Source organism: Larkinella soli (assembly GCF_003703975.1).
Lineage (GTDB): Bacteria > Bacteroidota > Bacteroidia > Cytophagales > Spirosomataceae > Larkinella > Larkinella soli.
The window spans coordinates 1-26,291 of sequence record NZ_QTJY01000022.1; the positions used below are offsets into that span (position 1 = coordinate 1).

Here is a 26,291-nt window from a genome sequence, read left to right on the forward strand (position 1 = left end):
TCTCGCTGGCTGCGGCATCGCCGGGCACGATGGGGTGCCTGCCCGACTTGGCCGGAGCGAGGGCTTCATGCGGGAAGAGCAAACTGAAGTTAGAGGCTTTCTTGACGCCCCCGTGGCAGGCGATGCAGTGCTTGTTCAGAAGGGGTTTGACCTGCGTATTGAAGTCCACCCGGTCTTCGCGGAAGCCCAGCCAGAAGATGGACGACAGGATCGTCAGCCCCAATGCTACCCATAAGAACCGATTGCCCGGCATCATGTTCGGTAAAAGCGTCTGTTTTTCAACTACAAAGTCGAAACCGCAGCGTTCCTAACCGTCCGGCGGTCACCCGGAGACCGCAACACCGGAACCGGACGATGGGCGGTTTCCGTCAGGGAGCCCTGACCCCTTTGAATTCATAGAAGCCCGCATCCGGGCCGCTGGTCATCAGGAACTGCTTCTCCTCGAATCGGATGACGGTCGCCAGTCCGTAGTAGGCGTTGGTTCCCAGAAACTTCAATTCGTGCAGCCGCACCTTACGCACCTCCCGAAAAGCCAGGCCGTCCGCTCCGGTTCCCTTCACCACCTCGATGGTGTCGATGTAGAACGCCAGCACTTGCTTCGTGTTGAAGTTTTCCTTCGTTACCTCACAGATATACTTTCCCACCAGGGCATCGCGGGGGTCGGGGACGGGTTCAGTCGTCGCATTCTTCCTGCAGCCTTAGAACAGGAAGGCGACCGCCAGAAGCAGCGATCCGGAGGCTAACGGTTTCATCACGGATTCCGGTTAAATTCTTACGTATGAAATATACTACATAAACTGATCGATCCGGTGGCCGTAGGAAATTTTCCGTAAACTCTCCGGGGCGGCCTTACCGCACCAGAAAATCGGCCCGGTCCGAAATACCGGCGGCTTCCTCACTCAGCAGGTCGCCCGGCCAGGCTTCGATCGGCGTATAACTGCTAACGTGGACGTCCTTATACGGTTTGTTGGCCACCAGATTATAGGCCGTAATAATCGACCAGCGCGGGTATTCGGAGTGGTTGGCGTCGGAGCGGTGCAGGGTGTTGCAGTGAAAAAAAGCCGTGTCGCCGGGTTCCATCTCCAGATAATCGAGCGGCATGATCTTCAGGGCCTCCTCCACCTTTTCCGGGTCAGCCCCGATTTGTTCTCCCGAAAAGCCGTGTTCGACGCGGCCCATGCGGTGCGACCCCCGGATCATCTGGAGGCAGCCGTTTTCGCGGGTGGCCGGAGACAGGGCGGTCAGCACGCTGAGCATATCCGGAAACAGAAAACCGTTGTTTTTGTACCAGTAGCCGTAATCCTGGTGCCACTCCCAGGCCCCGCCTTTCCGGGGTTCCTTCTGCATGAGTTTGGAATGGTAATGGGCCGCCGGCCCGCCCAGAATTTGCTCCACGGCTTCGACGATGCGCGCCGAGCGGGCAAACTTGCCGTACAGACTGTCGTCGAGCGTATACCAGAGCGTGAGCCGGGTTTTCAGCCCGCCGGCATCGACCCGGTCGAGGGCGTTCTTCCGGAGCTTCTCGTCCTCCAGCGCCAGCCCGTACAGCCGGTCGATCTCGGGTCGGGAAAACAGATTGCGGACCACGACGTATCCGTCGCGCTCGTAAGTTTTCAGGTGTTCGTTCGTAAAGGCCATGGATTTAGTCGGTTTGATCGAGTTTTTGCCGGTATTGCCGCCAGACGGCAATGGTATTTCGGAGGAGTTCGGGCTTGTCGCCCCTGATGTTGTAGCACTGTACGCCGATGGCCCCTTTATAACCCAGGTCGCGGGTCAGGAACCGCAGCAGCCCAAAGGTGTCGAAGGTGCCCCGGCCCAGCGGCTGGATGTACACGTCCCACATGGCGGCCGTCGAAGGTGCGTCTTCGTCGGAGGCCCCGCAGACCGTGACCAGTTTCAGGTAGGGTTTCATCGTTCTCAGGTGGTCGAACAGACCCGCCCGGGCGGCTTTCGGCGTCGTCGCCAGCCAGTGGGGCAGGTTGAACGACACCCCGACGTTCGGGCGGGCGGCCTTCCGAACCAGTTCCAGGGCGTGGTCGGTCCGTTCGACGTAAAAAAAGATATGTGGATAGAGGGCAATGGACAGGCCCGCGGGCCGGGCCAGATCGGAAAGCTCCCGTAGCAGCCGGACCACCATCGTGTCGGCATCGTGGGTGGACGGAGCAAATTTTTTGGTGTCACTGACGACGTAGGGCGCCAGCACCGTACCGGACCCTTTCAACGCTTGGATGGCGCCCGGAAGCCGGGGATCGAGGTGTGGTTCTTCCAGCCGGATCTTAAAATAAAAGTAGGAACCCCTGAACCGGTATTTGTCCAGAGCCGCCTTCATTCCCTCGAATGAATCGATCTGATTAATCTCGACGCCGTCGAAGCCCAGCGACTGAATCAGTTTTACCTGCTGGTCGAAAGTGCGGTAGGTAGAGTCGCCCCGGATGGCGTTATGGAGGACGAAAAACTCGTTTTTCACCCGCTGTCCCCGGACGGTCGTCGCAGAAAAGGCAGTCCAGAGCAGGATCGGTAACAGAATACGGTACGACATGGGTTTGCGGGTTGAATAGCCGGTTTCGGTCAGATGGCCCAGGGGTTTCGGGCGGCCGGTGCGGCCAGCAGGGCGTTGGCCCGGTCGGCCCCTTCAAATTCTTCGCGGGCCGGGTTCCAGCGGAGCTTCTCCCCTACCTGACACGCAATCAGGCCGATCTGGGAAATCGAGATCGTCCGGTGCCCCACTTCGACAGGTTCAAGGCTCGGTTTTCCGGATTTGACGGCCGCAATGAAATCACCCTTGTCGGTCAGGGTGCCGGAGAGGTCCAGCTCCCCTTTTTCGGGCTTCCACTGAAGCAGCTTCGGGTCGCCGGCAGTTATGGTGCCTGGGTATCCGTCGATCTGAACCCAGCCGGTGCTGCCCGTGAACCGGATGGAAGGCTTGCTGTCGGGGGTTTGCCGGGCCGTCATTTCCACCCCGTTGGCGTAACGGTAGCGGACCTCGAAGTTGATCATGCTGTTCCAGAGGCTTTTCGGAAACTCGCCCCGGCCCTCCACCTCCACCGGCCCGCTGTTTTCGGTATTGTTGGCCCACTGGGCGATGTCGAAATAATGGGCGCCCCAGTTGGAGATCATTCCCTGGGCGTAGGTGTCGATCCGCATCCAGTTGGGGCGAATTTTCAGGTCGAAGGGCGTATGCACCCGCTTCTCCGTGTAGGGAACCACCGGGGCCGGTCCCAGCCAGAGGTCGTAGTTCAGCTCTTTAGGAACCGGCATGTCGGGCTGCGGGGCCACGGGGGCGGGGTCGGACGGAAACGTGATCTCCACCCGCTCCAGCCGGCCGAGCCGGCCGTTTCGGACCAGTTCGACGGCCTGATTGAAGTTCCGGAGCGACCGGAACTCGCTGTCCGTCCGGGTGACGACGCCGGATTTCTTCACCGCTTCGCACAGTCTCCTTCCCTGTTTTACGCTCAGACTCAACGGTTTCTCGATACTGAAGGGTTTGCGCGCCTGGGCGGCCATGATTCCCATCGCCACGTGCCAGTGGTCCGGGGAGGAGATCATCAGGGCATCGATGTCCCGGCGGGCGATGACCTCCCGGAAGTCGTCGTAGGTCCGGCAGGATTTGTAGCTGCCCGAGGGCGCGGTTTTTCCGTATTGCTGATCGACCACCTGCCGGGCCTGCTCCATGCGCCAGCGGTCCACGTCACAGACCGCCACGATCTGCACATCGGGCAGGGAAAAAAATCCGGGCATATTGGCGCCTACCGCCTGACGGCCGGTTCCGATGAATCCGACGGTGATTCGATTGGACGGGGCATGGGGGCCGAAGACGGAAGCCGGCACGAGGGTGGGCAGGGCCAGTCCGGCCGACAGGGCGGTACCGGTTTTGAGAAAGTCTCTCCGTTTCATGGTCAGGAATCGGGCTTAGCGATAAACCAAAGGTAGACGATACCCGGGTTTCGATGTTTGATGGAAATTTGCCGATCCTTCCGGTATTTTTGCTTAACTTTTCTCCATCAGGCAAATAAGTCCGGATTCATCCTTACAAAGTTTCTGACCTTTCCGCCATGAACAGCGCCCTCCCACTCCTGCTGCGCGTGCAGGAAAGCCCATCATCCTCCTTTCACATCCGCCGGGAACAGGTCCCCTATTTTGACAACCCCTGGCATTACCATCCCGAACTGGAACTGACCCTGATCACCGAAAGCACGGGCATCCGGTTTGTCGGGGACAGCATCGAGCCGTTCGGGCCGGGCGATCTGGTGCTGCTGGGACCGAACCTGCCCCATTTCTGGCGGAACGATGATGCCTACTACCACCCGGAGTCGGAACGACGGGCGGAGGCTCTCATTCTCCGGTTCCGGATGACGGTCTGGGGAAGCGGCTTTCTGGACAATCCGGAGATGCAGCCCCTCCGGCAGTTGTTTCAGGCCGCCGACCACGGGCTGCATTTCCCGAAAGAAGTGGCCGACCGCATCCGGCCCCGGATGGAGGACCTGCCGGCGGAATCCGGCATCGGGCGGGCGGTGGCCTGGCTACGGCTTTTTCAGGCTCTGATCGAAACAGGGAGTTACCGGACGCTTTCCCGGCGGACGTTTTTCGGGCAGCAGCCGGCCCGCGATTCGGACCGGATGAACCGCATTCTGGCTTATATCCATAAGCACCTGACCGACCCTATTTCGCTGGATGCCGTGGCGGCCGAAGCGAGCATGAATCCGGCCGCCTTCTGCCGGTATTTTCGCCGGCAGACCAACAAAACCTTCGTGGACGTCCTCTCCGAACTGCGCATCAATTTCGCCTGCCGGTTGCTGACCGACACGCAAAAAGACGTCGGACAGGTCTGCTTCGAGAGCGGATTCCGGAACATTTCCCACTTCAATCAGGTCTTCCGGACCTGCATGGGCCTGACCCCCACCGAATTCCGCCGACGCCGGACGGCTTCCGACTGAAAGCCCGATCGCTCATTGAAACCCGTTGAACTTCTCCACCGAAAAGAAGGAGTCTGGCTCCGGCGTCACCGGCTTTCCCCGCAGGAAATCCAGAACCATCCGGTGAACGGACCGGAAAGCCGTTTCCAGGCGGCCCGTTCGGTCCTGCCGGAGGGTTAATTTCAGGGCCATCCGGCCCAGGGCGGTCGGGTCGTGGTGCCGGACCTCATCCGGCCGGATCGTCACTTTCAGGATCGGGTTGGAAAGCGTTCGAAACTGCGCGGGATCCTCTTCCCGGGCCTGCGCCGACGTGACCACATGCAGGAGCGGAACGCTCAGTTTTTCAGGATGATAGTCCTCGGATAGGGTCGTATGGGACCGGGGTCCGAAAAAACCGCCGTCCAGATTGACCACCTTCCGGATCAGGGGCGTCCGCATGGCGAGATAGAGGGCCGCCTGAATTCCTCCGCCATGTCCGAAGGCATAGACCGAATCTTTCTGAACAAACGGCTGGGTTACCATGAAATGAAGCAGGGATTCGAGCGCGTCGGTGAAACGCGAATAGTGCTTCCCGGTTTCGGGGCCGGGCGGCTGATCGGAAAACCGACCGCGAACGGCCGCCACCACAAACCCGTGGGCGGCCAGGAACCGGAACGTCTCCTGATAGGAGATCGGATCGGATTGCGCAATCACCAGCGGATAGGCTCCGGGAAGCAGGGCGGCTTCCGCGAACAGGCCGGCGGATTCGGCCAATACCGCCTGAAAGCCGGGCAGGGTATCCCGACCGTAGATCCGTTTCAGGAGATCCCGAAAGGAGACCACCGGCAGTGAATCGGGTTCACCCGGGCCGGCCCCGGCGCGAATCAGGTCCCCGACCGACAGGGAACGACCGTTGGGCCGGGCCGGATACCAGAGACTGATCAGCAGTGGGGTTCCGTCCCGACCGGTCTGCCGTAAGGTCCGGAAACCCACCGGATAGGGTTCAGCAGCCGGCGGTGTCTGGTTCAGCTCTTTTGTAAGCCGGTCGATCCGGGCCCGGGAATACCGGCCGATGCGCTCGTTATAAGCCGTTTCCGGTCCCCGGTAGGCTTCGGCCACCCGCACGGCGGTCTGCGAAACCCGGAGCGCTTCCGGGCGGTTGCCGAGACTCTCGTACAGAGCAGCCAGGTTGTTCCAGAGCCACGCTTCCCCCGGATGGGATTCCGTAGCGAAAAGCATCAGGGCGAGGGCCTCCCGGGGTTTGCCCTCCTCCCCCAGCTGCTGGGACAACCGGTTCAGCGCATTCTGATGCAGAAAGGCCGCCGTCGAATCCAGACGGCGGAACCGGCGGGCCAGCGACAACGCACTATCGGGACCCGCCCTCTGCATCAACGCTTTGAACTCCTGCACGGTGGGGGGCGCCTGAATCGCCGGATAATACCGGAGCGAATACAGCGAATCGGGATAGCGGCCCAGCCCGGCACCGGTCCTTAAAACCGCCTGCGCGTTCCGATCCTGCCGGAGCGTCGCATCGAAAAAATGGAGCAGATACCGGTTCGCCAGCTCGAAGCTGGCCCGAACCGCCGGTTCCCTCTCCCCCCGAACCTTCAGAACCGTGGTCGAAAGCCGGCCCTCCGTCGCCACATCCCAGTGATGCAGACCGCCGTAATTCAGCAGCAGGTGATAGCGTTCCGAATATTTCTTGCGGTGAAACTCCTCGAAATGACCGTCGGAGGCTGCGAGCTTTTTCCCGTAAATGTGCAGAAAAGGCACTTTCAGGCTTTTCGGATCGTAGAAATCGGACCGGGACAGATAGTCCCAGACGCCGGCTCCGTAGAGGGCGCTTTCCAGATCGGCGAGGGCGCGGATGCGGGAATCATGCATCGCCAGCAGGACCTGCGACAGCCCGGAGCCGCTGAAGCCGAAGGCGCCGATCCGTTCCTCGTCCGCCAGCCCCCCGTTCCGGAAGTGGCTCATTGCCAGCTGCATGTCCCGGACGTCCTGAAGATAGGCTACCTGCGGGTTGGTGCCGTCCTGGCCGGCGCTGTACACCATGGCCACCAGGTAACCGTGTGAAGCCAGCAGTTCGTTGGTGACGGCGGTAGAAAGGGGTCTCAGGCACCCGACCAGCAGCGGCCACGGCCCTCCGGCCGGAACGGCCTCCTTTCGGGCCAGGAAACCGGCATCCATCAGCCGTTGGTAATCCGCGTCTGATATCTTCCCGAAAAAATTCTGAAATCCGTTCCTCAGCAGCTCCCGGGTCCGGGCCTTTTCCTCAGCCTCGACGGCCGTACCGATGCGGGACACGCCATCGGTACGGCCGTATTCCCAATACGTCATCGGTCCGGTGCCGGTATTGGGCCGCGCCGGATACCAGAGATGGATCCGGATGGTCCGGTAACGGTTACCGGTTTCTTTTCGGCCCTGAAAATCGTACAGGGCTCTGGTTACCCGGGTCGAATCCGTTAGCGACAAAATCCGGAAGCCGACCGGATGCGGACCCACCGGCAAATTGGAGAAAACCGGATTCCAGAGCGACCAGGCCCCGTTGCGCCATTCCCAGAGGTCGGCCGAGAGGGTCAGTTTGTCCGGCTCCTCCGGCCTTGGGACCGACCCACCGAACAGCAGAAGCCGGTCACCGGCAGCGGCAAAATGGGCGGAATTTCGGGGGCCGGGACCGGTTTCGGCGGCCACGGCCCGCCAGCGGTCTCCGTCCCACGTCCAGAAATCGCCCACCTGGCGCCGGGCGGTGTTCAGCCCGCCATAGAGATAGGTCACGCGGTCGGCGGGCGACCAGATCAGGGCATACCGGGTGCGGGATGTCGGCCCGTCCGTCGGGCTGCGCTTCTGGACCCAGCGCCCGGCCTTCCACTCCCACACCACCGGCGTGTCTCCTTCCCAGTCTACCATCACCAGCGTCCGGCGGGCGCGGTCGAAGGTCATCTGGTAAGGGCCGTCGGGATGGGGGCCGCCGTCGGAAAGCTTTCTCCAGCGGCTCCGGCTGTATTCCCACAATTCGAAACGCTGGTCAGGTCCGTAGGTCAGCCGGTTCTTATCGCTACCGTCTCCATAGACGAGCAACCGCCGGCGGTCCGGGTCGTACACGGCCTGCGGCTCCTTCACCGGTACAAGCGTATCCATGCGTCGCCACGACTGCCCGTTCCAGCCCCAGAGATCATACCATATCCGGTAAGGTTTCGTCTTCTCCGTCACTCCACCGATCAGCAGCGAAAGCTGCCGGGCTTCGTCATACACCAGGGCCGCCCCATTGCGGCCTCCCGGACCCGGCGCATCAAAGGCCCGCCAGCCCTCCGGGCTCCATTCATACAGAGTGGTATATTCGGTCAGCCGGCCCTGTTCGACCATCCCACCGCCGTACAGGACCAGGCGGTTTCGGCGGGAGTCGAAGGCGACGTTTTCCAGGTGTCGGGCCGGAGGCTGGGGGGAGGGCATCGACCGGCAGTCGAGGGCGAGCAGCAGCAGAAACAGGAGTCGCATCGGCAGGGGGTTTGTTCCCCGGCGATTTAGGCCCGAAAAACGCCCGATGCTTCCATTCCGGTCGGACCGGAAATCTATCCGGTCCTCCGGGAGTCTTCCGGCCGGGCCTGTTTCAGGGAAGATTTTCGAAACAGGGATGGCGTGGTGCCGTACCGTTTGCGGAAGGCCTCGTTGAAGGTGGCAATGGAGTTGAAGCCCGAGTCGAAGGCGATGGCCATAATGGTGAACCGGTAGTCGGCCGGGTCGCTCAGCCGCCGGAGAGCCTCCTCCAGGCGCAGGCCGTTCATATAGTCGGCGTAGGTCTTCTGAAGCCGTTCGTTCAATACCTGAGACAGGTGATGCCGGGTGGTGCCGAGTTTTGCGGCCAGCAAATCGTTGGTCAGTTCAGGGTCGAGGTAGATTTTTTCCTGGGCCATCAGCCGCAGCAATTCCCGTTCGATCCGGTCGGCTTCTTCGCTTTTGAGGCTTGAATGGGCGTATTTGGGAACCCGGTACCCTTTCGAATTCCCGGAAGCCGGTTCGGGCCGGGCAAACGGCCCGGTCTCCGAAATGACTTGATAACTCACCCAATAAATCAGCAGGGTGAGGGCCACGAAAAGCAGCCGGACATCCGGAAACCGCCCGTTATAGAGAACCATCAGCGCCAGCGTCACGATAATGACCGCTTCGGCCGCGGCCGCCACACTCACAAAGCGCTTTACCGGCCGGTCGGCCCGGCGCCGGGCCAGAACCGCATACACCCCCAGAAAAACCAGTTGAACGGCGGCCCTCAGCCACGGGTGAGCCTCTCTCCAGGCCCCGTCCGTCAGCAGGGTCAGCCCGACCCCGGCAACCGACAGCCCAAACGGCACGAAATGCAGAGCGTCGGCCCGTTTGAAACGCCGGTTCTGCCCGGCTCTCGCGTAGAGGAACAGCAAAGGCCCGACCAGCAGCGGCATCTGGTACGATAGGAGGTAGAGAAATGGGACGGTATGAAACATCCAGACCTTGGCGATGCTTTTCAGCGTCAGCTGAATTCCGACGACCATCAGAAACAGCGCCATGTACAGGTGGGCCGGCTCCCGGCGCCGGTTCTTCAGAAACCAGAGGCTCAGCAGTCCGCCCTGTAACGCGCCGAAAAGAAGAATAAACAGATTGATCTGGGATGCCATCTTCAAACGGTTTTAGGCTGTCGGTTTCGGGAAAGGACAACGGGCCGGTAAATCTACCATTCCGGAGGGCCGGCGGATTCCCTCGTTCCGGGGGATGCCGGCCGCTTATCACAATCCCTCGGACTGCGTGATGACATCCGGCCACCGAACCTCCTATTTTGCCATGCACAATATGAATCAACGCAATGAAAATCAGAACCACAGCCGCCGGATTTTTTTTACTCCTGGCCCCCGCGACCTCCGTCCTTTCCCAATGTACGGTCACCAAAGACGACCGGGGCCGGGTAGTTACCATCTGCCGGAACCGGACGGAACCGGACGGCCTGCTGCTGAACCGGGTCGACCGGAATACCGGCATCGGCAGACCGGTGGTCTATCTCGGCAGCGAATACCTGACCTATCCGGTCTGGCAGGAAGGTACGCTGGAGTTAGGGCCGACCGGTCGGACGCTTTCGTGCCGGATGGCCTTCAACGTCGTTACCAACCAATTATCGTGCCTTTTCCCCGACAGCCCGCAGCAACAGACTGCGTTTCCCGAAACCTTCTCTCTCGGCGGAGCCCGTTTCATCCGGGCCGGTGCCGGTTCGGGAAAACGAGGGAAGGGGGTGTATTACCACCTTCTATACGACGGCCCCACCCGCCTGCTCAAGTACATCCGGTGTTCCCTGAGAGTCGGACGGACTGCCGGTTTTTCGGAGCAGGACGCGTTTGACGGGTTTTTCGAGCGGCAGAACGTCTATTTCGTCGGGTCCGAAAACCGGAGGCTGCGGCCGGTGCGGCTTTCCCGAAAATCGGTCCTCAGGGCGCTCGAAGAGCCGGCCGGCCGGCTGGCCTCCTATCTCAAAAAAGAAAAACTGAATGAGGACGAATTGATCGACGCCCTCCGCTTTCACGACACCCCGACCCGGCCGCCGGAAAAACCCGACCCGTCCCGGACCACCACCTCCGAAGAAATTATCTGACCGGACCGGCTTCCAGAGTACGACACCCGGAGTGCGACACCCGGAGTGCGACTCCCGGAATGGGACTTCCGTTTATCCCGGGATGACACCGCCTGTCAAATAGCATTGCATAATCAGGTACTATGTTTTGCATAGTATCCACCCGGCTTTTACCTTGTCCTCAGTTTTACCCTTACCAACAGATACTTATGAAAAAACTGCTGTGTACTGCCCTGCTCCTGGCCTCCTGCCTCACCGTTTCCTTTGGTCAATGCGACAAGGAACTGAAGCTTTCCACCTCGAAGACCGAATATCTGGATGGTTCGGGAACGGTAACAAAGACGGTCGAAGAAAACAGTATCATCGAGATCGGCAAATCGGAGATCGTGATTCGTCCCGGCAATGCCGACCATAAGATGAACGGCCGGATCCAGTCGGCCACCTGCACCTGGAATACTCCATATAAGGAAGGAAAATCGGTGATCAAGGCGCTTTTTACCGACCCCTCGGGAGACCAGAAAAACGCTACGATGACCATCGAAGGCAAGGAAGGCAAGGTTACCTTCCTGATGGAAATCGCCGAACTGCCCGAGCGGAAGATCCGGGTCAGCGTCGATTCGTTCGAAGAAAAGAAAATATAAGCTCCGCCGGCGGCATCTCCCGAAAGCGGCCGGCCGGATTTGAACCGACAGGTGGTCTCAGTGAGACCACCTGTCGGCATTTGAAAGCCTCTGTACGAAATCAGTAGTACGTTAAACCGGCGAGGATCAGAAGGCCCAGCATCCCCAACATCATCATGATCACTTTTTCCCAGAAATCCCTTCTTGCGCTCACCTTCATGCCCCTGCAGATCCTTTGTTAAACCGAATTCCAAAAGAAGGAAATTTTCCGGCGGGAAGGAAGTAGAAAGATCATACGGGAAGATGACAAAAGTCAGTTTCCGGTTACTTTTGCCAAACCGGAACAGATTGGCATATCTTTTGGGGGCTATCCCGTATCGTTCAGGCCCATACCGACACGGCCGATTCAGCTGATTCCGTACCGAACACCGAAATTTTCTTCAGATTTGGAACACCTTTCGTTTCCCGGTTTTTCTCCTGAAACAGAAGCCGGTCACCGGCCCGCGCCGTCCGCGTGCCCCGGCGGTCCGGTTCCTTCCGACGCTGCAGGAAGCCAATTTTCAATATTTCAACAGCCCGTTCTCATTCGATGGCATGGAAACCCAGATCTTACTGATTGAAGATGAAATGCAGATCCGGGAAAACATTTCGGAACTGCTGACCTTGAATGGATTTCGGGTGGAAACTGCAGCCAACGGCCGGGACGGCATCAGCCAGGCGATGCTTCACCCTCCCGACCTCATCCTGTGCGACATCATGATGCCGGAAGTGGACGGCTACCAGGTTCTGGACGTCATTCGCGGCAACCGTTCGCTGGCCAATGTCCCTTTTATTTTCCTGACGGCCAAAACCGACGCCGTGAACCTGCGTCGGGGCATGGTGCTGGGGGCCGACGACTACCTCACCAAACCGTTTACCTTCCAGGCCCTGCTGAATACGATTGAAAGCCGGATGAAACGGGAGTCGCAGCGGAAAGCCGACCTGCAGGCCCGGCTCGCCGAACAGCGCGGCACCATCGCGTCCATGGCGGCCCATGAATACAACACCTGCCTCAACGGCATCCTCGGTTTCTCGTCGCTGCTGATCGACCAGTATCAGGCGTTCAACGAGGAGGAACTGCTGTCGATGGTCGAAATGATCCGGGTGAGCGGAACGCGGCTGAAACGGTCGCTGGACAACATCCGGCTCATGGACGATCTGCAGCACCTCAACCCGGAAAGCCCGGCCTACGACTATTATGTCGGGGGCAGCAGCCTCATTTCGGCGGAGCTTTTTCCCAGGCTGGTGTCCCGCGTGGAATACCGTCAGGGTCGGGAAATGTTGTACCGGTATGAGGTGGAAACCGCGCGGCTCCGGATTTCGGCCGACAACCTCGCCGTCTGTCTGGAAGAACTGGTGGACAATGCGGTGAAGTTTTCGGAACCGAACGGTCTGGTGCATCTGTCGGGGGTCGTGGAAGGGGAATGCTACCGCTTTACGGCCACCAATCAGGGACAGTCGTTTCAGACCGGCGACCTGGACCGGATCGCGCCCTACACCCAGTTCGACCGGAGCCGGTACGAGCAGCAGGGCTTCGGCCTGGGCCTCTCGATCCTGAAACAGATTCTGAAGCTGAACGGGGGTAGCCTGAAAATCGAAAGCCGGGGCGACCGGACCGAGGTCTCGATCCGGCTTCCCGTCGCAGCCTGAACCGTTTCGGGTCGCTCAGACCCGGGAGGCTGCCCCGCCGGCCAGCCACTGTTTGAACGGACTGTATCGCGCCCTCGGCAGAATAGCCTGTTCGCCCATCGCCAGGAACAGGCAATACTTCCCCTTTTCCCAATAGGCGTATTTCTGCACCATTTTCCGGTGCAGGATGACGTTCCGGTTGATTCTGAAAAACTGATTCGGATCGAGTACGGCCGTCAGCCGCTCCAGCGTGAGATCGACCTGAAACGTTCCCAGCGGGTGACGGGCGAAATAGGCCCGGTTCTCCACGAAAAAATAATAACAATCATCGGCATTCAGGAGCGTACTGCCCCGGGTATCGCGGCCCCGGATCGTCCGGAGGTATTCCCGCTCGCAGGGGCCGGAACCATTCTGCTGCCGCAGCCGCTTCAGCCGGCTTTCGACGGCCATCAGCAGGTCGACGATGTGAAACGGTTTGGTAAGGTAGTCGTCGGCCCCCAGCACCATGCCCCGGCGAAGGTCCCTCATGTCGGCTTTGGCCGTCAGGAAGATAAAGGGGACATGGGCCAGAGCGGGGTCGTTCCGGATGTTTTCCAGGACGCCGTACCCGTCCATTTCGGGCAACATGATGTCACAGAGAATCAGGTCCGGCGGATACCGGGATGCCAGGGCCACCCCGGCGGGGCCGTTCCCTGCCGTTTGTACTTCGTATCCATTCAGCTTCAGCAGTTCGGCAATATTCTCGCGGATTTGGTAAGAATCTTCAATCAATAAAATCCGGATCGGCATTTCTTTTCAGGTACAGGGTTTGGCTTACGGAGGGTATGTAAAGTGGGTGGAAATGCGGGCAAATTTACTTAAGTGAACAAATTTATTTTAATAAAATATGTAAATTTTTTCTGCGGTTCCGCGCCCCGGAGGCTAACCTTCCCCTCTAAACGTTCAGGGGGCATCGATCCTGCATTCCATCCGGTACAGGTCGAAGCCGGGCGCCCAGTAGTCCAGGACGACTTCCTTCAGTTCAAAGCCCTGTTTTTCGTAAAACCGCCACGCCATCTGGGACGTCCGGACCGAGACGGTCTTCACCGACGCATGTTCCTTCAGTTTTTCGATCCGGTACCGGGTGAGCCGGCTGCCGAGGCCCCGGCCCTGATGCTCCGGATGGAAAAAATCCCAGCTGATCTTCCCGACGGTTCCGTCGTCGGAAAGGTTGAAACCTCCGCAGCCCAGCATCCGGCCTTCTTCCTCCAGAACGAAGTAGTGCCCGGCGTGATTCTCTAGATAATAAATCAAATCCCCTTCTTCGGATTCGGCAAAGTACCGGGGTGTGTTCAGGCGCAGCAGCCCGATAACGGCTTCCCGGTCGGCCGGGGTGTAGGGACGGATGTTTATGGTCATTGCGGAAACGATGGTAGTATACGCACAAGTAATTCATTTTTAAAAAGTTAATTTTATTAAGAATTAATCTAAATAAATTTTGCGTTCAAACGCAGCCTGCTTATGTTTGTCGTCCTATTCAACCAATCTTCCTGAATTTTCAATGAACCGTACGTTGTACCGAATCGGAAACCCCCTCCGCTTTCTCTTAACGAGCCTCCTGCTGATGCTGTTCACGCCGGGATTTGCGCAGCAGCTCCGGGGCATTTTATCCGGCAAAGTGACCACCTCCGACGGCAGCCCGGCCGCTTATGTGTCGGTGTCGGTCGTGGGTAGCCGCGCTGGTGTGGCCACCGATGAGAACGGGGCTTTCCTGCTCACCAATCTTCCCGAAGGCGAGCAGACCCTGCGGATCAGCGGGGTAGGCTTCGATGCCGTCGAGCAGACCGTCCGGGTCGGCACCACCCCTGATCCCGCGCTGACGGTCGTGCTTCGGGCCTCGGCCCGGCAGCTGGGTGAAGTCGTCGTGACGGGCCAGAAACGCCGGACCTCCTCGGCCACCCGCACCAACCAGGAACTGATCGACATCCCGATGGCGATTCAGGTCGTCGGGCAGGAAGTCATCCGGAATCAGAACGCCTTCGACATGGCGACCATCGTCCGGAACGTAGCCGGCGTCAACCTGGGCGGGACCTACGGCGGCCAGAACACCTACCAGTATTTCAACGCCCGCGGCTTCAACCTTAACAACTGGCAGAACTACCGCCGGAACGGGTTCATGATCTGGAACATGGGCACCCATTTCAACGACAACATCGAAAGCGTCGAATTTCTGAAAGGGCCGACTGCCATCCTGTACGGCGACGTTGCCCCGGGGGGCGTCATGAACCTGGTCACCAAAAAGCCGCTGAACTACCATTACCGCCGGATCGAAACGAAGGTCGGGCAATATGGCCTATTCCGCCCGACGGTCGACGTATCGGGGCCGATCAACGCCCGCCGGACCCTGCTTTACCGACTGAACGCCACCTATGAGCAGTCGAACAGTTTCCGCGACTATGTGAAAAACAAGGCCGTCATGGTGGCCCCCTCGGTGCTTTGGAAAATTACGCCCGATCTGGAGTGGAACGTGGAATATACCTTTAAGAAAACGACGGCGTCGGACGACCCCGGGCTGGTTTCTCCCGACGGCACCTATGCCGGTCTTTCGAAAATTCCCTACAACCGCTACCTCAGCGAACCCGGTGTCCAGTACGGGTTCCACGACCACGGCGTTTACTCGACCCTGACCTACCAGATCAATTCCCGCTGGCGGGTCCGGAACCTGGCGGGTTACAGCTACACCTTCCGGAACCCGGCCAGCCTCAGCACCGGCAGCATCCCGGATCCCGACGGCCGGGTCGACCGGTATGAATACAACTACCGCCAGTGGTTCGACATCCGGACGGTTTCCCTCGAAATCCTGGGCGAAATCACTACCGGCCCCGTCAAACACCATCTGTTTGCCGGAGCCGAATACAACGACTCTTTTTCGCGGTATTCGACGGGGGCGGGCTACAACCGGGTCGACAGCACCTTCAATATCTACCGGCCCCAGTACGGGCGCATCCGGGTTGCCGACGACACCTCGCCGTACGAGAAATTCCGGTTCTATTACATTCGCCGGGGCCTTTACGTCCAGGATCAGATCAGCCTTCTGAACGACCGCCTGCAGTTCCTGCTGGGCGTCCGTTTCAACCGCACCGAGCAGGGCAACCGCTACGACAACGAGTCGGAACGGCCCGAAACCGACCAGCCGGCCGTGGCCGGCCCGGTGTCGCCCCGGTTCGGGCTCGTATACAAACCGCTGCCCTGGCTGTCGGCTTTTGCCTCATATAGCAAAAGCTATGAAGTCAATGCCCCGGACCCGGCCGCCGAAAATACGGCCCAGTTTTCGGCCCCCGCCCCAACCATCGGCGAACAGGTCGAAGCGGGTATGAAAGGCAATCTGCTGAAGGAACGGCTGGGCGTGACGCTGACCGCCTTCCAGATCGACAAGAAAGACGTTTTCGGCTATGTTTACCTCGACCCGATCAACCCGGGCAACGCGGATTTCAAATACAACCTCTACAGCGGAGGACACCACCGCAGCCGGGGCGTCGAGCTGGATGTGAACGGGAAGGTCAACTCCAACCTGAATCTGATCGCTTCGGCCTCCTACATTGAGGCCGAGGTAGTATCGGACCCGGCCTACCGCTCGGGCAACTGGCTGGGCGCCCAGCCCCGCAACAGCTACAGCCTCTGGGCCGATTACCGCTTCGACCGGCTGGTGAAGGGCCTGACCCTCGGCTACGGGGTGTTCCACCGCGGCCGGTTCTACGGAACCACCGAAAACATCACCCTGACCCGCAGTTACACGACCATGGACGCATCGGTCGGTTACCGTATCGGGGGCCTCAGCCTGCTCCTGACCGTCAGCAATCTGGCAAACCGCAAGTATTATCTGCAATCGTTCAGTCCGACCACCTGGGAGCCGCAATGGGTCCGGCGGGGGGTCCTGAGTGTTGCCTATCGCTTCTGAAACCATGAAAACCGGCCGGCAAATCTTTCTGCTGCATTCCTGGGCGGGCCTGATCGCCGGCGGGTTCATTCTGATCTTTTTCCTGACCGGAGCCGTCATCGTGTTCCGGGAGGAGCTGAACCTCCGGGAGCATCCGCACCTGCTCCGCGTAAAGCCGGCGGGTACCCCCCTGCCCTACCGAACGCTGTATGAGCGGGTGCGGAGCCAGGTGACCGACACCTGGCTGTATTCCTTCCGGACGCTGCCCCGCCGGCCGGAAGAAACCATCGAGATGCGCATCTACCAGCCCTCGACCCGCCGGTACGGGCTGCTGTACGTCAATCCGTATAACGGCCGGGTTCTGGGCCAGACCTTCGACAGCCTGTACGACCAGCTGCTGAGTCTGCACTATACGTTCTGGCTGGGAAAGGTCGGAGAGCTGCTGGCGGCCGTATTCGCCCTGGCGCTCCTGGCTTCGGTCGTCTCGGGGCTGTATGTATACCGGAAGTCGCTCCTGAAAGTCCTGCTGTTCCGGATCGGGGGCCGGTGGACTTCCTGGGCGGGCATCTCCTCCCGGCTGCACCGGATTCTGGGCGTCTGGGGGCTGTTTTTTTACCTGCTGCTTGCCCTGAGCGGGTTCTGGATGGTCAAACACGCGCTAAACCTGCCGTCACACTTCGGCAACGGCCTCTCCCCCGGGGAAGCCGCCCCTCCTCCGGCGATCCGGGTCGACCTGGACCGGCTAGTCCGTCAAACCCGCCAATGGTTCGGCGGGCGGATTCAAAACATCTCCTTTCCCCGCGAAAAAGACGGCACGATCCAGATTTATGCCACCGCCCACGGTCAGACCTGGCTGTACGGCGAATATGCCAGCTACGCCGAATTCGACGGAACGACGGGCGCCGTCCGGACCATTTTCCGGGAACAGGACCTGACCGCCTTCGAACGCTTTGAATATGCGCTGTATACCCTCCACTTCGGCCAGTACGGCGGGTGGCCGGTCAAGTTGCTCTACTGTATTTTCAGCCTGTCGGGGGCCGTCCTGACCCTCACCGGCTTTTTGCTCTGGTATCGCAGAACCCGGTATCCGCCCCGGCTGCGTCGGAAAAAACCCGACCGCCGGATGCCGGCCGGGTTCCGGGCCCGATCCGATTCCAAAACGGCTTAAACGGAAAAGGACCGCGGTCGGGGTCCTTTTCCGTTTTCCTGAACCGTCCGGATCAGTAGGGTTTGGCCGGATGCGACTGCTCCTGCGCCTGCCGAATGCCTTCCTCCGGGTTGGTGGACGCGATGGGGCCGCTTTCCGTTTTGGGGCTGTCGCCCTGCCGCAGCCCTTCGGCTACCCGCCGGCCGTAGTCTTCGTCACACTGCGTGAACAGTTCGATCATCTTGTCCTGAATCCGCTTGTCGGCCGGTTTCAGCGTATTGACCAGATTCAGGATCAGGTCGTCGCGCTCCCAGTCCTCAAACATCCGGTAGCGTTCGCCGGCCTGTTTGAAGTCGTTGGTCCGGTCGATTTTCTGCCGGACGAGGTTCCCTTCATGGCGGGGCGTGTGGTCCGGCCCGGTCCGGGGCGCTTCCTTCAGTCCGCCGAGGGTCGACGGCTCGTAGTTGACGTGCGGGTTATAACCGGCCGGCGTATCCACCCGGAAGGTCATCTGGCCGTCGCGCTGGTTGGTCGCCACGTGGGTTTTCGGGGCGTTGATCGGCAGTTGGAGATAGTTCGGCCCGACGCGGTACCGCTGGGTATCGGAATACGACAGCGTGCGGCCCTGGAGCATCTTGTCGTCGGAGAAGTCCAGCCCGTCCACCAGCACCCCGGTTCCGAAAGCGGCCTGTTCGACTTCGGCAAAATAGTTTTCCGGGTTGCGGTCCAGCACCATCCGCCCGACGGGCAACCAGGGGAACTGGTCGGTGGGCCAGAGCTTGGTGTCGTCCAGCGGATCGAAGTCCAGTTCGGGATGTTCGTCGTCGCTCATGATCTGCACCAGCAGTTCCCATTCCGGAAATTCACCCCGCTCGATGGCTTCGTACAGATCCTGCGTGGCATGGTTGAAGTTTTTGGCCTGAATCGCTTCGGCTTCGGCCTGCGTCAGGTTCCGGATGCCCTGTTTGGGTTCCCAGTGGTATTTGACCAGCACGGCCTGCCCCTCGGCGTTCACCCACTTGTAGGTGTTGACGCCCGACCCCTGCATCTGCCGGTAACTGGCCGGAATGCCATAGGGCGAAAACAGGAACGTAATCATGTGCATGGCCTCCGGCGTGTTGCTGATGAAGTCGAAGATCCGCTCGCCGTCCTGCCGGTTGGTGACGGGGTCGGGTTTGAAGGCGTGGACGAGGTCGGGAAACTTCATGGCGTCCCGGATAAAGAACACCTTCAGGTTATTGCCCACCAGGTCCCAGTTACCGTCTTCGGTATAGAACTTGACCGCAAAGCCGCGCGGATCGCGGAGGGTTTCGGGAGAGTGTCCCCCATGAATGACGGACGAGAAACGGACAAATACCGGGGTCCGTTTGCCTTTCTGCTGCAACAGTTTGGCGCGGGTATATCTGGAAACCGGCTCGTCACCGACCGTTCCGTAGGCTTCGAAATACCCGTGTGCCCCGGCGCCCCGGGCGTGAACGACCCGCTCCGGGATGCGCTCCCGATCGAAGTGCGTGATTTTTTCAAGGAAGTGGTAATTCTCCAGCGTAGCAGGCCCGCGGTTCCCGACCGTGCGAATGTTCTGGTTGTCATACACCGGATGGCCCTGGCGGGTAGTGATCGTGTGGTCGGCATCACCGGACGGGATGTTCCGGCCGGCATTCTGGTGGCCGTTCCGGTTGTCGTTGTCGTTTTCGTGCCCGCTGCCCGTCATTCCGTTTTTATTCTCCATGATACTTTTTGTTAAAAAATAGAAAAGTTGAGTTATCAGGGTGGAAACCTCCTTCAGACCTATGTAACCGGGGCCTTTCCCTATTGTTACGGAAAATTACCCTGAGTCGGGGCCGCCGTGGCTGCCCGCCGGACCGATAATACCGGACAGCCGGAAGCCGAAATGCGCTTATCTTGGGGAAAACCCCGAACCCGAGTCCGATGAAAAAGCCCGTCTCCTTTCCTCCTCACCGAACCGGCGCCTTGTTCTTCCGTCTGCTTTTTCTGCTCCTGGTCCTGAGGTCCCGGGCTGGGGGCCAGCCGTTTCCGGCGGTGGAACCCATTGACGTCCCTCCGGCTTTCGGCGAGGCTCTGGGACGGACGGCCGGGCTGCTGAACGCGCAGGAAACCGCCCCGTCGCCGGCCGTCCGGGTTCTCGTCTATGGGCAGTCGATCAGTATGCAGAACTGGTGGCTGGCGGTGAAGCGGTACCTTCAGGAGCGATACCCGCAAAAACGGATCATCATGGAAAACCGGGCCATCGGCGGTTTCAGCGCGGAGCGGCTCAGGCTGATGGTCGATAACGACGTGGTGCCGTTCTACCCCGACCTGATCCTGTTTCACGATTACGGTAACGAGCCGGACTACGAAGCCATCATCCGGACCCTCCGAAGCCGGACCACCGCCGACATCGCCATCCAGACCGACCACCTCGGCATCGGGCAGAACCAGGAGTGGCACGACCGCCATTGCTCCGTCTGGCTACCGGCCCTCTGCCGAACCTACGGCCTGGGCCTGCTCGACGTGCGCTCGGCCTGGAAAGCCTACCTTAACCGCCATCAGCTGGAAGCCAAAGCGCTGCTGTCGGACAACGTTCACCTCAACGAGCATGGGAACTTCGTCATGGCGGAGATCATCCGGCACTATCTCGAAAGCCTGAACGGCCGAACCCCGGCCCCCTCTCCGGCCGTCCGGACGCTGCTTCCCGGCCGGGAGGTGGCGGTTCGCAAAGACCGGGTTCAAATCTCGTTTACGGGAAACCGGATCGACCTGGAAATGAACCCGGCCGGACCGGCAACCATCACGGCCCGGCTCGACGGCGCCGACCTCACCGTCCACCCCGCCGGCTATTTCCACACCCGCCCGGCCCTCCGGCCCGACGGCTTTTTCCTGACCCACATCGGCCTGCCGCTGACCCTGCGGCTGGGCGGCCAGCCCCGCGAAGAAGACTGGACGATGACCATCACCTCCGTCGACTCGGTTCGTCAGCAACTCCGGTTCCGGGTCAGCGGATCGCTCACGGGCGAAGATGGAGAAGGCAGTAGCGAGGGGCGGTTCGTTTCCCGCTCCGGCCGGATCGGGCTGGATTCGGCGGGCTGGTTCCGGCGAAAAAATCCCGGCGACTTCCGGCAGTTCGCCTGGCTGAAACCGGGCGACCGGCTGCACTGGCGGGTCTTCCCGGCCTTTCAGACGCCGGGTTCCGCCCCCGCCGACGCGTCGGTCACGGTGGTTCTGGGCGTTGAAAACCGGGCACATCGCCTGGAGCTTCGCGGCCCGGGCGCCCGCCACATTCGGGCAATCCGGGTATTCCGGCCTCCGCTTCAACCCTGAAGTTTTTTGGATTAGGGCCTTGTCATCCGAAAGGACGGGCGGCTTTCACCCCCCGCCCCTTTAGAGGTTGTTTGGGGAAGCGTTCATCCTGAAGAACGAGAGACGCCGGACCACCCCCCAGCCCCCTCCTTAGCAAGGAGGGGGTGGCTCTGCAGGACTGAAAAGGGGCAGCGCACTCTCCCCCTCCTTAGCAAGGAGGGGGCCGGGGGGTGGTCAACAGGATGCCAAACCGCCCGGAAGGGCAAAAACGCTTCCCCAAACAGGTCCTGAAACCTCATTCTTTCCGAACAAAAAACGGTAGGTTGGCGGTCGCCCAGTGGCCCCGGCCGTCGTAGGCATACACAAAGAGCCGGTACGCGCCCTCCTCCCGGGGTGCCCGGAAGGAAGGCCGGGCGGTATCAGGCTGGTCGATCAGGCCGGGGATAGCAGGCGGTCGTTTCTCGCCGTTGCCGCCGTAGGGGAACGACGTGCCTTCCCGCAAAATTTCCCACCGATACCGGATGGGGTCGCCCTCGGGGTCGGTCACCCAGACCTGCGCCCGGTTCGGCTGCCCTGGCTTCAGGTAGATCCCCTCGAAGGCCGTCCGGCCGTTCAGTCGCACCGAATCCAGGCGGGGGGTGCGGTTGGCGGGCCAGCGACCGGTCCACTCGTAATGCATCACGTCGACGGCCTCGGTTTCCAGCCCTTCAGCATCGAACATCCCGAACCAGGTGTGGGTCCGCTCCTGGTGCTGCCGCCAGAGAAAAACGTAAGACCCGAGGCAGCGTTCCCGGTCGGCCCGGATGGCGGTTTCGTAGCGTTTCCGGTATTGATCGGCCTTCACGCTGCTGGTTTCCTCGACGGGCGCCTTCCAGGGGGTTTTCGGCACCTGCCAGAAACCGGTCGGCCCCCACTCCGTCACGGCGTAGGGCTTCTGCCAGCCGAACCGGCGCAGCCAGGAGGGAATCTTGTCCAGGTCCCCGTACTCATTGATTCCTAGGAGGTCGAGGTCCGGACATCGCCGGTTGAGATCCTGAATTTTTTCGGCGTTGATCGAACCGACCACCGTCATGACCGGGTGGTTCGGGTCCACGCGATGAATCTCCTTCGTCAGGGCGTTCACGGCGTCCCAGACCCTGAGGTTATAGTGATCCTTTTCATTGGCCTGAATGAAATCCAGCTCATTGCCCAGCGCCCACATCAATACCGCCGGGTGGTCTTTGGTTTTCCGGACGATGTCCATGACGCGTTCGTGCTGCTTCCGGACGGCCGCCGTGTCGTCGTAGTTCATGCCGTCGCGTTCGGCCCGGACCGGGAGGTTCACCAGCGCCGTCAGACCAAGGCTGTCGGCCCGGTTCAGGCCGGCGGGGTGGCTGCCGGTCCGGATGGAATTGCCGCCGTAGCGTTTCAGTTTTTCGAGATAGTCGCTGCCGACGGCCCCCTGGATGAAGTAGGGCTGGTCGTTGCGGAGAAGCCGATAAGCCTCCCCCGTCTTTTGAAGGACGACCCGGCTCGGCTGGGCAAGGGCCGCCGTAGTCAATGGAAGGACGAGCAGGATGGGAAGCCGGATTTTCATACAAGGGTCAGGAATTTCGGGTAATATTCGGAAAAACCGGCGGATCTCAAACCGTCCGGAAAAATTCCGGAACCAAACCGGGCCGGGCGTCGGTCCCCGGGGCAGCTTCGGTCCGTCGCCCCGAAACCACACCTCACCTCTGCGGCCACACGGCTTACGGAATAACAGGGGGTTCTTTCTTCCTTTCGGCGTAGTTTCGCCCTGAAATCTCAATCCCGGATGAAACGATATTTTCTGGCCGGCCTCCTTCTGCTGACCCTCCCCGCCCTGACCTCCGGACAGACCCTTGCCGGATTTACCCCCACCCCCGACACCCACTACTACGATTTCTGGGAGGGCGACTGGCAGAAGCTGGTCGATGAAAAACCGGACTCCCTTGCGGACCGTTTTCAGGTGCGCAGGGGTATCCACGAAGCCTCCTTTCAGGAGCAGTGGCTGATGGTTTTTCCGGAAAACCGGGTGGTGCGGGCGCAGGCCCTGCGCGCCTGGGACCAGACCACCGGCCGTTGGATGTATACCTGGATCAGCGACAACGGGCTGTATCAGGTCTGGGAGGGAAAAAAGGTCGGAAACGACTGGTACATCTACCGGCACTTCAACATCAACGGCGATCAATACCTGTCGCGGCAGGCCTGGCTGCCCGACGGACCCGACCGGCTCATCCGGATCAGTGAAAAATCCTACGACGAGGGAAAAACCTGGCAGCTTCGCTTCCGGGAGCAGTACCAGCGCATGAAACCGGCCGGGTCGGCTGGCGTGCGGAGCCGGTAGCCGGTGGTTCTCCCCGCTTTTGCGACCGGTTGACCAACGACACCGAGCGCTCTGCCCAATATCCCTCCCGCATCGGAAGATGGAATCCGACAGCTTTGAATGTACTCCTCAGTATGGTAGACTAAATGAATGAATTGGTTTCCGAAACAGGCATAGGGGGAAGTGGGTAGGCGCGTGTCATTACCCCAAACAGGACAACAATACCTTGCGAATGACACGCCACACCATTTCTTTTCATTTCAGATTCCTTATTAGTAGGTTGCCGGCGGACCGGCCATCGGTCCGCCATTCTCTATTACTCTTCCTGATCGCCTTCCTGCTGACGGCCGGACCGGCCGCCTTCGGGCAGACCCTGACCGGCCGGGTGACCGATGCCGCGACGGGCCAGGGCGTTCCGTTCGCTTCCATCGGCGTTCAGGGCCGACCGGCCGGGACGCAGGCCGACGAAAACGGTCACTATCGCCTGTCGATCAGCCGGCCGGCCGATACGCTGCTGGTGTCCGCCCTCGGCTACCGGTCCGCGCAGGTCGCCGTGACCGCCCCCATTCTGAATATTTCCCTGGCACCGACCCCTTCCGTTCTGGGGGAGGTGGTGGTTCGGGCGGGCGAGAACCCCGCTTTCCGCATCCTGCGGGCCGTTCACCAGCGTCGGAACACCAATGACTTCCAGCGGCTGAACGGCTATGAATACGAGTCGTATAACCAGCTTTCCATCCGGATGACGGACCTGGACGAGCGTTTCAGCCGGCGCCGGCCGGTTCGGACCCTGCTCGAATCGATCCGGGCCGAAAACGGGGGCCGCCTGCCCTCCGAACTGCCGGTATTTATTTCCGAAAGCGTCTCCCGGATTTATTCCCGCCGGAATCCCGCCCGCCGAAAAGAAGAAATCCTGAAAACCAACATCAACTCCATCGGCATTACCGACGACAGCTTCATTGCTCTCTTCACGGGGGCGGGTTTCAATACGCTCAATTTTTACGACAACAGCGTGGCGGTATTCCGGAAGGAGTTCATCTCCCCGCTGGCCGAAGGCGGACGCCTGGCCTACCGGTATTTCGTGGCCGATACCGTGCTTCAGGGGGACCATCCCTGCTACGAGATCGACTTCGACCCCATCAACGACCGCGACCTGGTGTTTCAGGGAAAAATGTGGATCGATACGGTGAGCTACGCCCTCGTGCAGATCGACGCCCGGATCGGGGCCTCCGCCAACATCAACTACATCGACCGGATCGACCTCTCGCAGACCTTCGGGCCGGTTTCCGGCCCCGGCCCGGCCTGGATTCCGCAGGAAACCCGCCTGACCATCGGAGTCGGGGAAGTGGTGCCGCACACGTTTCGGGCCACGGTGGATTTTACCGGTCTGACCCGCGAGCCGGTCGTCGGGCGGCCCCGGCCCGTCGGTTTTTTCGATCTGGAAGTGAACCTTGCCGATGACCGCAACGAGGTCCCGCCCGGTTACTGGAGTACGCTTCGGCAAGCAGCCCCGCAGTCGGCGGCCCTGGAGCAGACGCAACGGATGCTCGACACGCTCCGCCGTCTGCCGGCCGTCAAAACCTATACCCGGGCGGCTCAGTTCGTCATGAACGGCGGTTATCTGCCCCTCACCCGGGGCCTCGATGCCGGATCGGTCTTTTCGGCCTGGGCGTTCAACCCGGTCGAGGGGCACCGGTTTAGGATGGGCGTGCAGACCAATCCGCAGTTCAGCCGCCACTGGCAGCTGTCGGGGTATGCCGCCTACGGGACGAAGGATCATGTGTGGAAGAACGGCCTGGAGATCAGCTACATCCCCAAACAACGCCCCCTGACGCTGTTCACCTTTAAACACGGTTACGATCTGGAGCAGCTGGGGCTTCGGCAGGAAGACCTCGCCGGCAACCCGCTGCTGCGGCTGACGAGCCGGTTCGGGGCCTACCGACAGGGGTATTACCAGCGGGAAACCGCCTTTACCGCCCAGCGTGATCTGAATGCGGATGTTACCCAGAAGGCCGGGGTGCGGTTCCGTTCCATGAATTTCTTAGCCCCTTTCGGCGCTGCCTCCTCCCCACATCCGACCGCTGCCGGCATCAGTCTTCAGAATACCGAATATTTTCTGGAAACCCGCTATGCCCCCGGCCGCCTGCCCAACCGACGGGCGACGAGCCAGCGGGTCACCCGCCGGCCGACCGATACGGCCCCGGTGATCACCCTGCGCTACACCTACGGAACCGCAACCCAAAAAGGCGGTTCGGCCCTTCCCTATCATAAAATGCAGCTCCAGCTCGACCACGTTCTGCGCTGGGGGCTGATGGGCCGGACGCTGTATACCGTCCGGGCGGGGTATACGCCCTCCGTTCTGCCCTATCCCCTGCTGGAGATGCACCTCGGCAACCAGACGCCCGTCTACAACCGGAACGCCTACAACCTCATGAACTACGCCGAGTTTGTCAGCGACAGCTACGTTTCGCTGGCAGCGGAGCATAAGTTCGAAGGGCTGCTGACCAACCGCCTGCCGCTCATCCGGCGGTGGGGATGGCGGTCGTTCGTGACGGGCAATGTCCTGTTCGGCCATGTAAGCCCGCAAAACCGCAGGAACCTGACGGAGCAGGGCGTCACCGGCCCGGCCCGGATGTGGGGAAACCAGCTGTGGGAGAAACCGTACGCAGAGGTCGGTTACGGCTTCGAGAATGTGCTGAAAACCGTTCGCATTCAGGCTTTGCACCGACTGACCTACCGGGCCGGGCCGGGCGTGACGCCCTTTGCGGTCAAGGCGTGCTTCCAGCTGGGCCTGTAAAACCGCATGCATTATTTACTTGAGTAACTATCTGATAAACA

Annotated in this window: 20 protein-coding genes; 9 read left to right on the forward strand and 11 right to left on the reverse strand. The window is 60.6% G+C overall.

What is annotated here, in order from left to right; all coding sequences use genetic code 11:
- The 5 genes from DX909_RS26305 to DX909_RS26325 all read right to left on the reverse strand — a co-directional run.
- Positions 1-256 (reverse strand): c-type cytochrome domain-containing protein (locus tag DX909_RS26305; protein ID WP_229311205.1); only part of this gene is annotated, 256 nt, incomplete at its 3' end.
- Positions 257-368: 112 nt separating this feature from the next.
- Positions 369-644, reverse strand: coding sequence for a hypothetical protein (locus DX909_RS26310; protein ID WP_128548235.1), 276 nt, complete (start codon positions 642-644; stop codon positions 369-371).
- Between the two features lie 205 nt (positions 645-849).
- Positions 850-1,638, reverse strand: a complete 789-nt coding sequence (locus tag DX909_RS26315) for a phytanoyl-CoA dioxygenase family protein (RefSeq protein WP_128548236.1) — start codon at positions 1,636-1,638, stop codon at positions 850-852.
- A gap of 4 nt (positions 1,639-1,642) precedes the next feature.
- On the reverse strand, positions 1,643-2,539 hold the full coding sequence (locus DX909_RS26320) for a sugar phosphate isomerase/epimerase family protein (RefSeq protein WP_128548237.1): 897 nt from the start codon (positions 2,537-2,539) through the stop codon (positions 1,643-1,645).
- 29 nt (positions 2,540-2,568) lie between these two features.
- Positions 2,569-3,894 (reverse strand): Gfo/Idh/MocA family protein, encoded by a 1,326-nt coding sequence (locus DX909_RS26325; protein WP_128548238.1) that lies wholly within the window; start codon positions 3,892-3,894, stop codon positions 2,569-2,571.
- A 158-nt stretch (positions 3,895-4,052) separates the two neighbouring features.
- Here DX909_RS26325 and DX909_RS26330 point away from each other — a divergent pair, with 158 nt between their 5' ends.
- The gene (locus DX909_RS26330; RefSeq protein WP_128548239.1) at positions 4,053-4,934 is read left to right on the forward strand and encodes a helix-turn-helix domain-containing protein; all 882 of its coding nucleotides are present in this window, start codon (positions 4,053-4,055) and stop codon (positions 4,932-4,934) included.
- 12 nt (positions 4,935-4,946) lie between these two features.
- Here DX909_RS26330 and DX909_RS26335 read toward each other — a convergent pair whose 3' ends face one another.
- Both DX909_RS26335 and DX909_RS26340 read right to left on the reverse strand, forming a co-directional pair.
- Positions 4,947-8,390, reverse strand: a complete 3,444-nt coding sequence (locus tag DX909_RS26335) for a hypothetical protein (protein WP_128548240.1) — start codon at positions 8,388-8,390, stop codon at positions 4,947-4,949.
- Positions 8,391-8,464: 74 nt separating this feature from the next.
- The gene (locus tag DX909_RS26340; RefSeq protein WP_128548241.1) at positions 8,465-9,541 is read right to left on the reverse strand and encodes a helix-turn-helix domain-containing protein; all 1,077 of its coding nucleotides are present in this window, start codon (positions 9,539-9,541) and stop codon (positions 8,465-8,467) included.
- Positions 9,542-9,726: 185 nt separating this feature from the next.
- Between DX909_RS26340 and DX909_RS26345 the strand changes: the two genes are divergently transcribed.
- From DX909_RS26345 to DX909_RS26355, 3 genes are all read left to right on the forward strand, one after another.
- The gene (locus tag DX909_RS26345) at positions 9,727-10,503 is read left to right on the forward strand and encodes a hypothetical protein (protein ID WP_128548242.1); all 777 of its coding nucleotides are present in this window, start codon (positions 9,727-9,729) and stop codon (positions 10,501-10,503) included.
- Between the two features lie 188 nt (positions 10,504-10,691).
- A complete protein-coding gene (locus tag DX909_RS26350) occupies positions 10,692-11,123 on the forward strand; it encodes a hypothetical protein (RefSeq protein WP_128548243.1) in 432 nt (143 codons plus the stop codon).
- 573 nt (positions 11,124-11,696) lie between these two features.
- A complete protein-coding gene (locus tag DX909_RS26355) occupies positions 11,697-12,791 on the forward strand; it encodes a hybrid sensor histidine kinase/response regulator (protein WP_128548244.1) in 1,095 nt (364 codons plus the stop codon).
- Positions 12,792-12,806: 15 nt separating this feature from the next.
- Here DX909_RS26355 and DX909_RS26360 read toward each other — a convergent pair whose 3' ends face one another.
- Together DX909_RS26360 and DX909_RS26365 are read right to left on the reverse strand one after the other, a co-directional pair.
- Positions 12,807-13,559, reverse strand: coding sequence for a response regulator (locus DX909_RS26360; RefSeq protein WP_128548245.1), 753 nt, complete (start codon positions 13,557-13,559; stop codon positions 12,807-12,809).
- Positions 13,560-13,712: 153 nt separating this feature from the next.
- Positions 13,713-14,168, reverse strand: a complete 456-nt coding sequence (locus DX909_RS26365; protein WP_128548246.1) for a GNAT family N-acetyltransferase — start codon at positions 14,166-14,168, stop codon at positions 13,713-13,715.
- A 142-nt stretch (positions 14,169-14,310) separates the two neighbouring features.
- On the opposite strand from DX909_RS26365, the gene DX909_RS26370 reads away from it, so the two are divergent.
- Entirely contained in the window at positions 14,311-16,707 is a 2,397-nt protein-coding gene (locus DX909_RS26370; RefSeq protein ID WP_128548247.1) for a TonB-dependent receptor, read from the forward strand.
- Between the two features lie 4 nt (positions 16,708-16,711).
- On the forward strand, positions 16,712-17,854 hold the full coding sequence (locus DX909_RS26375) for a PepSY-associated TM helix domain-containing protein (protein ID WP_128548248.1): 1,143 nt from the start codon (positions 16,712-16,714) through the stop codon (positions 17,852-17,854).
- Between the two features lie 52 nt (positions 17,855-17,906).
- Here the strand turns inward: DX909_RS26375 and DX909_RS26380 are convergent, their stop codons facing one another.
- Positions 17,907-19,562, reverse strand: coding sequence for a catalase (locus tag DX909_RS26380; protein WP_206513061.1), 1,656 nt, complete (start codon positions 19,560-19,562; stop codon positions 17,907-17,909).
- Positions 19,563-19,762: 200 nt separating this feature from the next.
- On the opposite strand from DX909_RS26380, the gene DX909_RS26385 reads away from it, so the two are divergent.
- Positions 19,763-21,151, forward strand: a complete 1,389-nt coding sequence (locus DX909_RS26385; RefSeq protein ID WP_128548249.1) for an SGNH/GDSL hydrolase family protein — start codon at positions 19,763-19,765, stop codon at positions 21,149-21,151.
- A 274-nt stretch (positions 21,152-21,425) separates the two neighbouring features.
- On the opposite strand, the gene DX909_RS26390 is transcribed toward DX909_RS26385, so the two are convergent.
- Positions 21,426-22,706, reverse strand: a complete 1,281-nt coding sequence (locus DX909_RS26390) for a glycoside hydrolase family 2 TIM barrel-domain containing protein (protein ID WP_128548250.1) — start codon at positions 22,704-22,706, stop codon at positions 21,426-21,428.
- 219 nt (positions 22,707-22,925) lie between these two features.
- Between DX909_RS26390 and DX909_RS26395 the strand changes: the two genes are divergently transcribed.
- Positions 22,926-23,477, forward strand: a complete 552-nt coding sequence (locus DX909_RS26395) for a hypothetical protein (RefSeq protein WP_128548251.1) — start codon at positions 22,926-22,928, stop codon at positions 23,475-23,477.
- Positions 23,478-23,688: 211 nt separating this feature from the next.
- Positions 23,689-26,250, forward strand: a complete 2,562-nt coding sequence (locus tag DX909_RS26400; RefSeq protein ID WP_128548252.1) for a DUF5686 and carboxypeptidase-like regulatory domain-containing protein — start codon at positions 23,689-23,691, stop codon at positions 26,248-26,250.
- Positions 26,251-26,291: the final 41 nt, after the last annotated feature.

Coding starts and splice junctions, on each gene's coding strand:
- DX909_RS26345 (WP_128548242.1), top strand. CDS start 9,727: ATGAAAATCAGAACCACAGCCGCCGGATTTTTTTTACTCCTGGCCCCC.
- DX909_RS26315 (WP_128548236.1), bottom strand. CDS start 1,638: ATGGCCTTTACGAACGAACACCTGAAAACTTACGAGCGCGACGGATAC.
- DX909_RS26350 (WP_128548243.1), top strand. CDS start 10,692: ATGAAAAAACTGCTGTGTACTGCCCTGCTCCTGGCCTCCTGCCTCACC.
- DX909_RS26380 (WP_206513061.1), bottom strand. CDS start 19,562: ATGGAGAATAAAAACGGAATGACGGGCAGCGGGCACGAAAACGACAAC.
- DX909_RS26375 (WP_128548248.1), top strand. CDS start 16,712: ATGAAAACCGGCCGGCAAATCTTTCTGCTGCATTCCTGGGCGGGCCTG.
- DX909_RS26400 (WP_128548252.1), top strand. CDS start 23,689: ATGACACGCCACACCATTTCTTTTCATTTCAGATTCCTTATTAGTAGG.
- DX909_RS26340 (WP_128548241.1), bottom strand. CDS start 9,541: ATGGCATCCCAGATCAATCTGTTTATTCTTCTTTTCGGCGCGTTACAG.
- DX909_RS26365 (WP_128548246.1), bottom strand. CDS start 14,168: ATGACCATAAACATCCGTCCCTACACCCCGGCCGACCGGGAAGCCGTT.
- DX909_RS26385 (WP_128548249.1), top strand. CDS start 19,763: ATGAAAAAGCCCGTCTCCTTTCCTCCTCACCGAACCGGCGCCTTGTTC.
- DX909_RS26330 (WP_128548239.1), top strand. CDS start 4,053: ATGAACAGCGCCCTCCCACTCCTGCTGCGCGTGCAGGAAAGCCCATCA.
- DX909_RS26390 (WP_128548250.1), bottom strand. CDS start 22,706: ATGAAAATCCGGCTTCCCATCCTGCTCGTCCTTCCATTGACTACGGCG.
- DX909_RS26355 (WP_128548244.1), top strand. CDS start 11,697: ATGGAAACCCAGATCTTACTGATTGAAGATGAAATGCAGATCCGGGAA.
- DX909_RS26325 (WP_128548238.1), bottom strand. CDS start 3,894: ATGAAACGGAGAGACTTTCTCAAAACCGGTACCGCCCTGTCGGCCGGA.
- DX909_RS26370 (WP_128548247.1), top strand. CDS start 14,311: ATGAACCGTACGTTGTACCGAATCGGAAACCCCCTCCGCTTTCTCTTA.
- DX909_RS26395 (WP_128548251.1), top strand. CDS start 22,926: ATGAAACGATATTTTCTGGCCGGCCTCCTTCTGCTGACCCTCCCCGCC.
- DX909_RS26320 (WP_128548237.1), bottom strand. CDS start 2,539: ATGTCGTACCGTATTCTGTTACCGATCCTGCTCTGGACTGCCTTTTCT.
- DX909_RS26360 (WP_128548245.1), bottom strand. CDS start 13,559: ATGCCGATCCGGATTTTATTGATTGAAGATTCTTACCAAATCCGCGAG.
- DX909_RS26335 (WP_128548240.1), bottom strand. CDS start 8,390: ATGCGACTCCTGTTTCTGCTGCTGCTCGCCCTCGACTGCCGGTCGATG.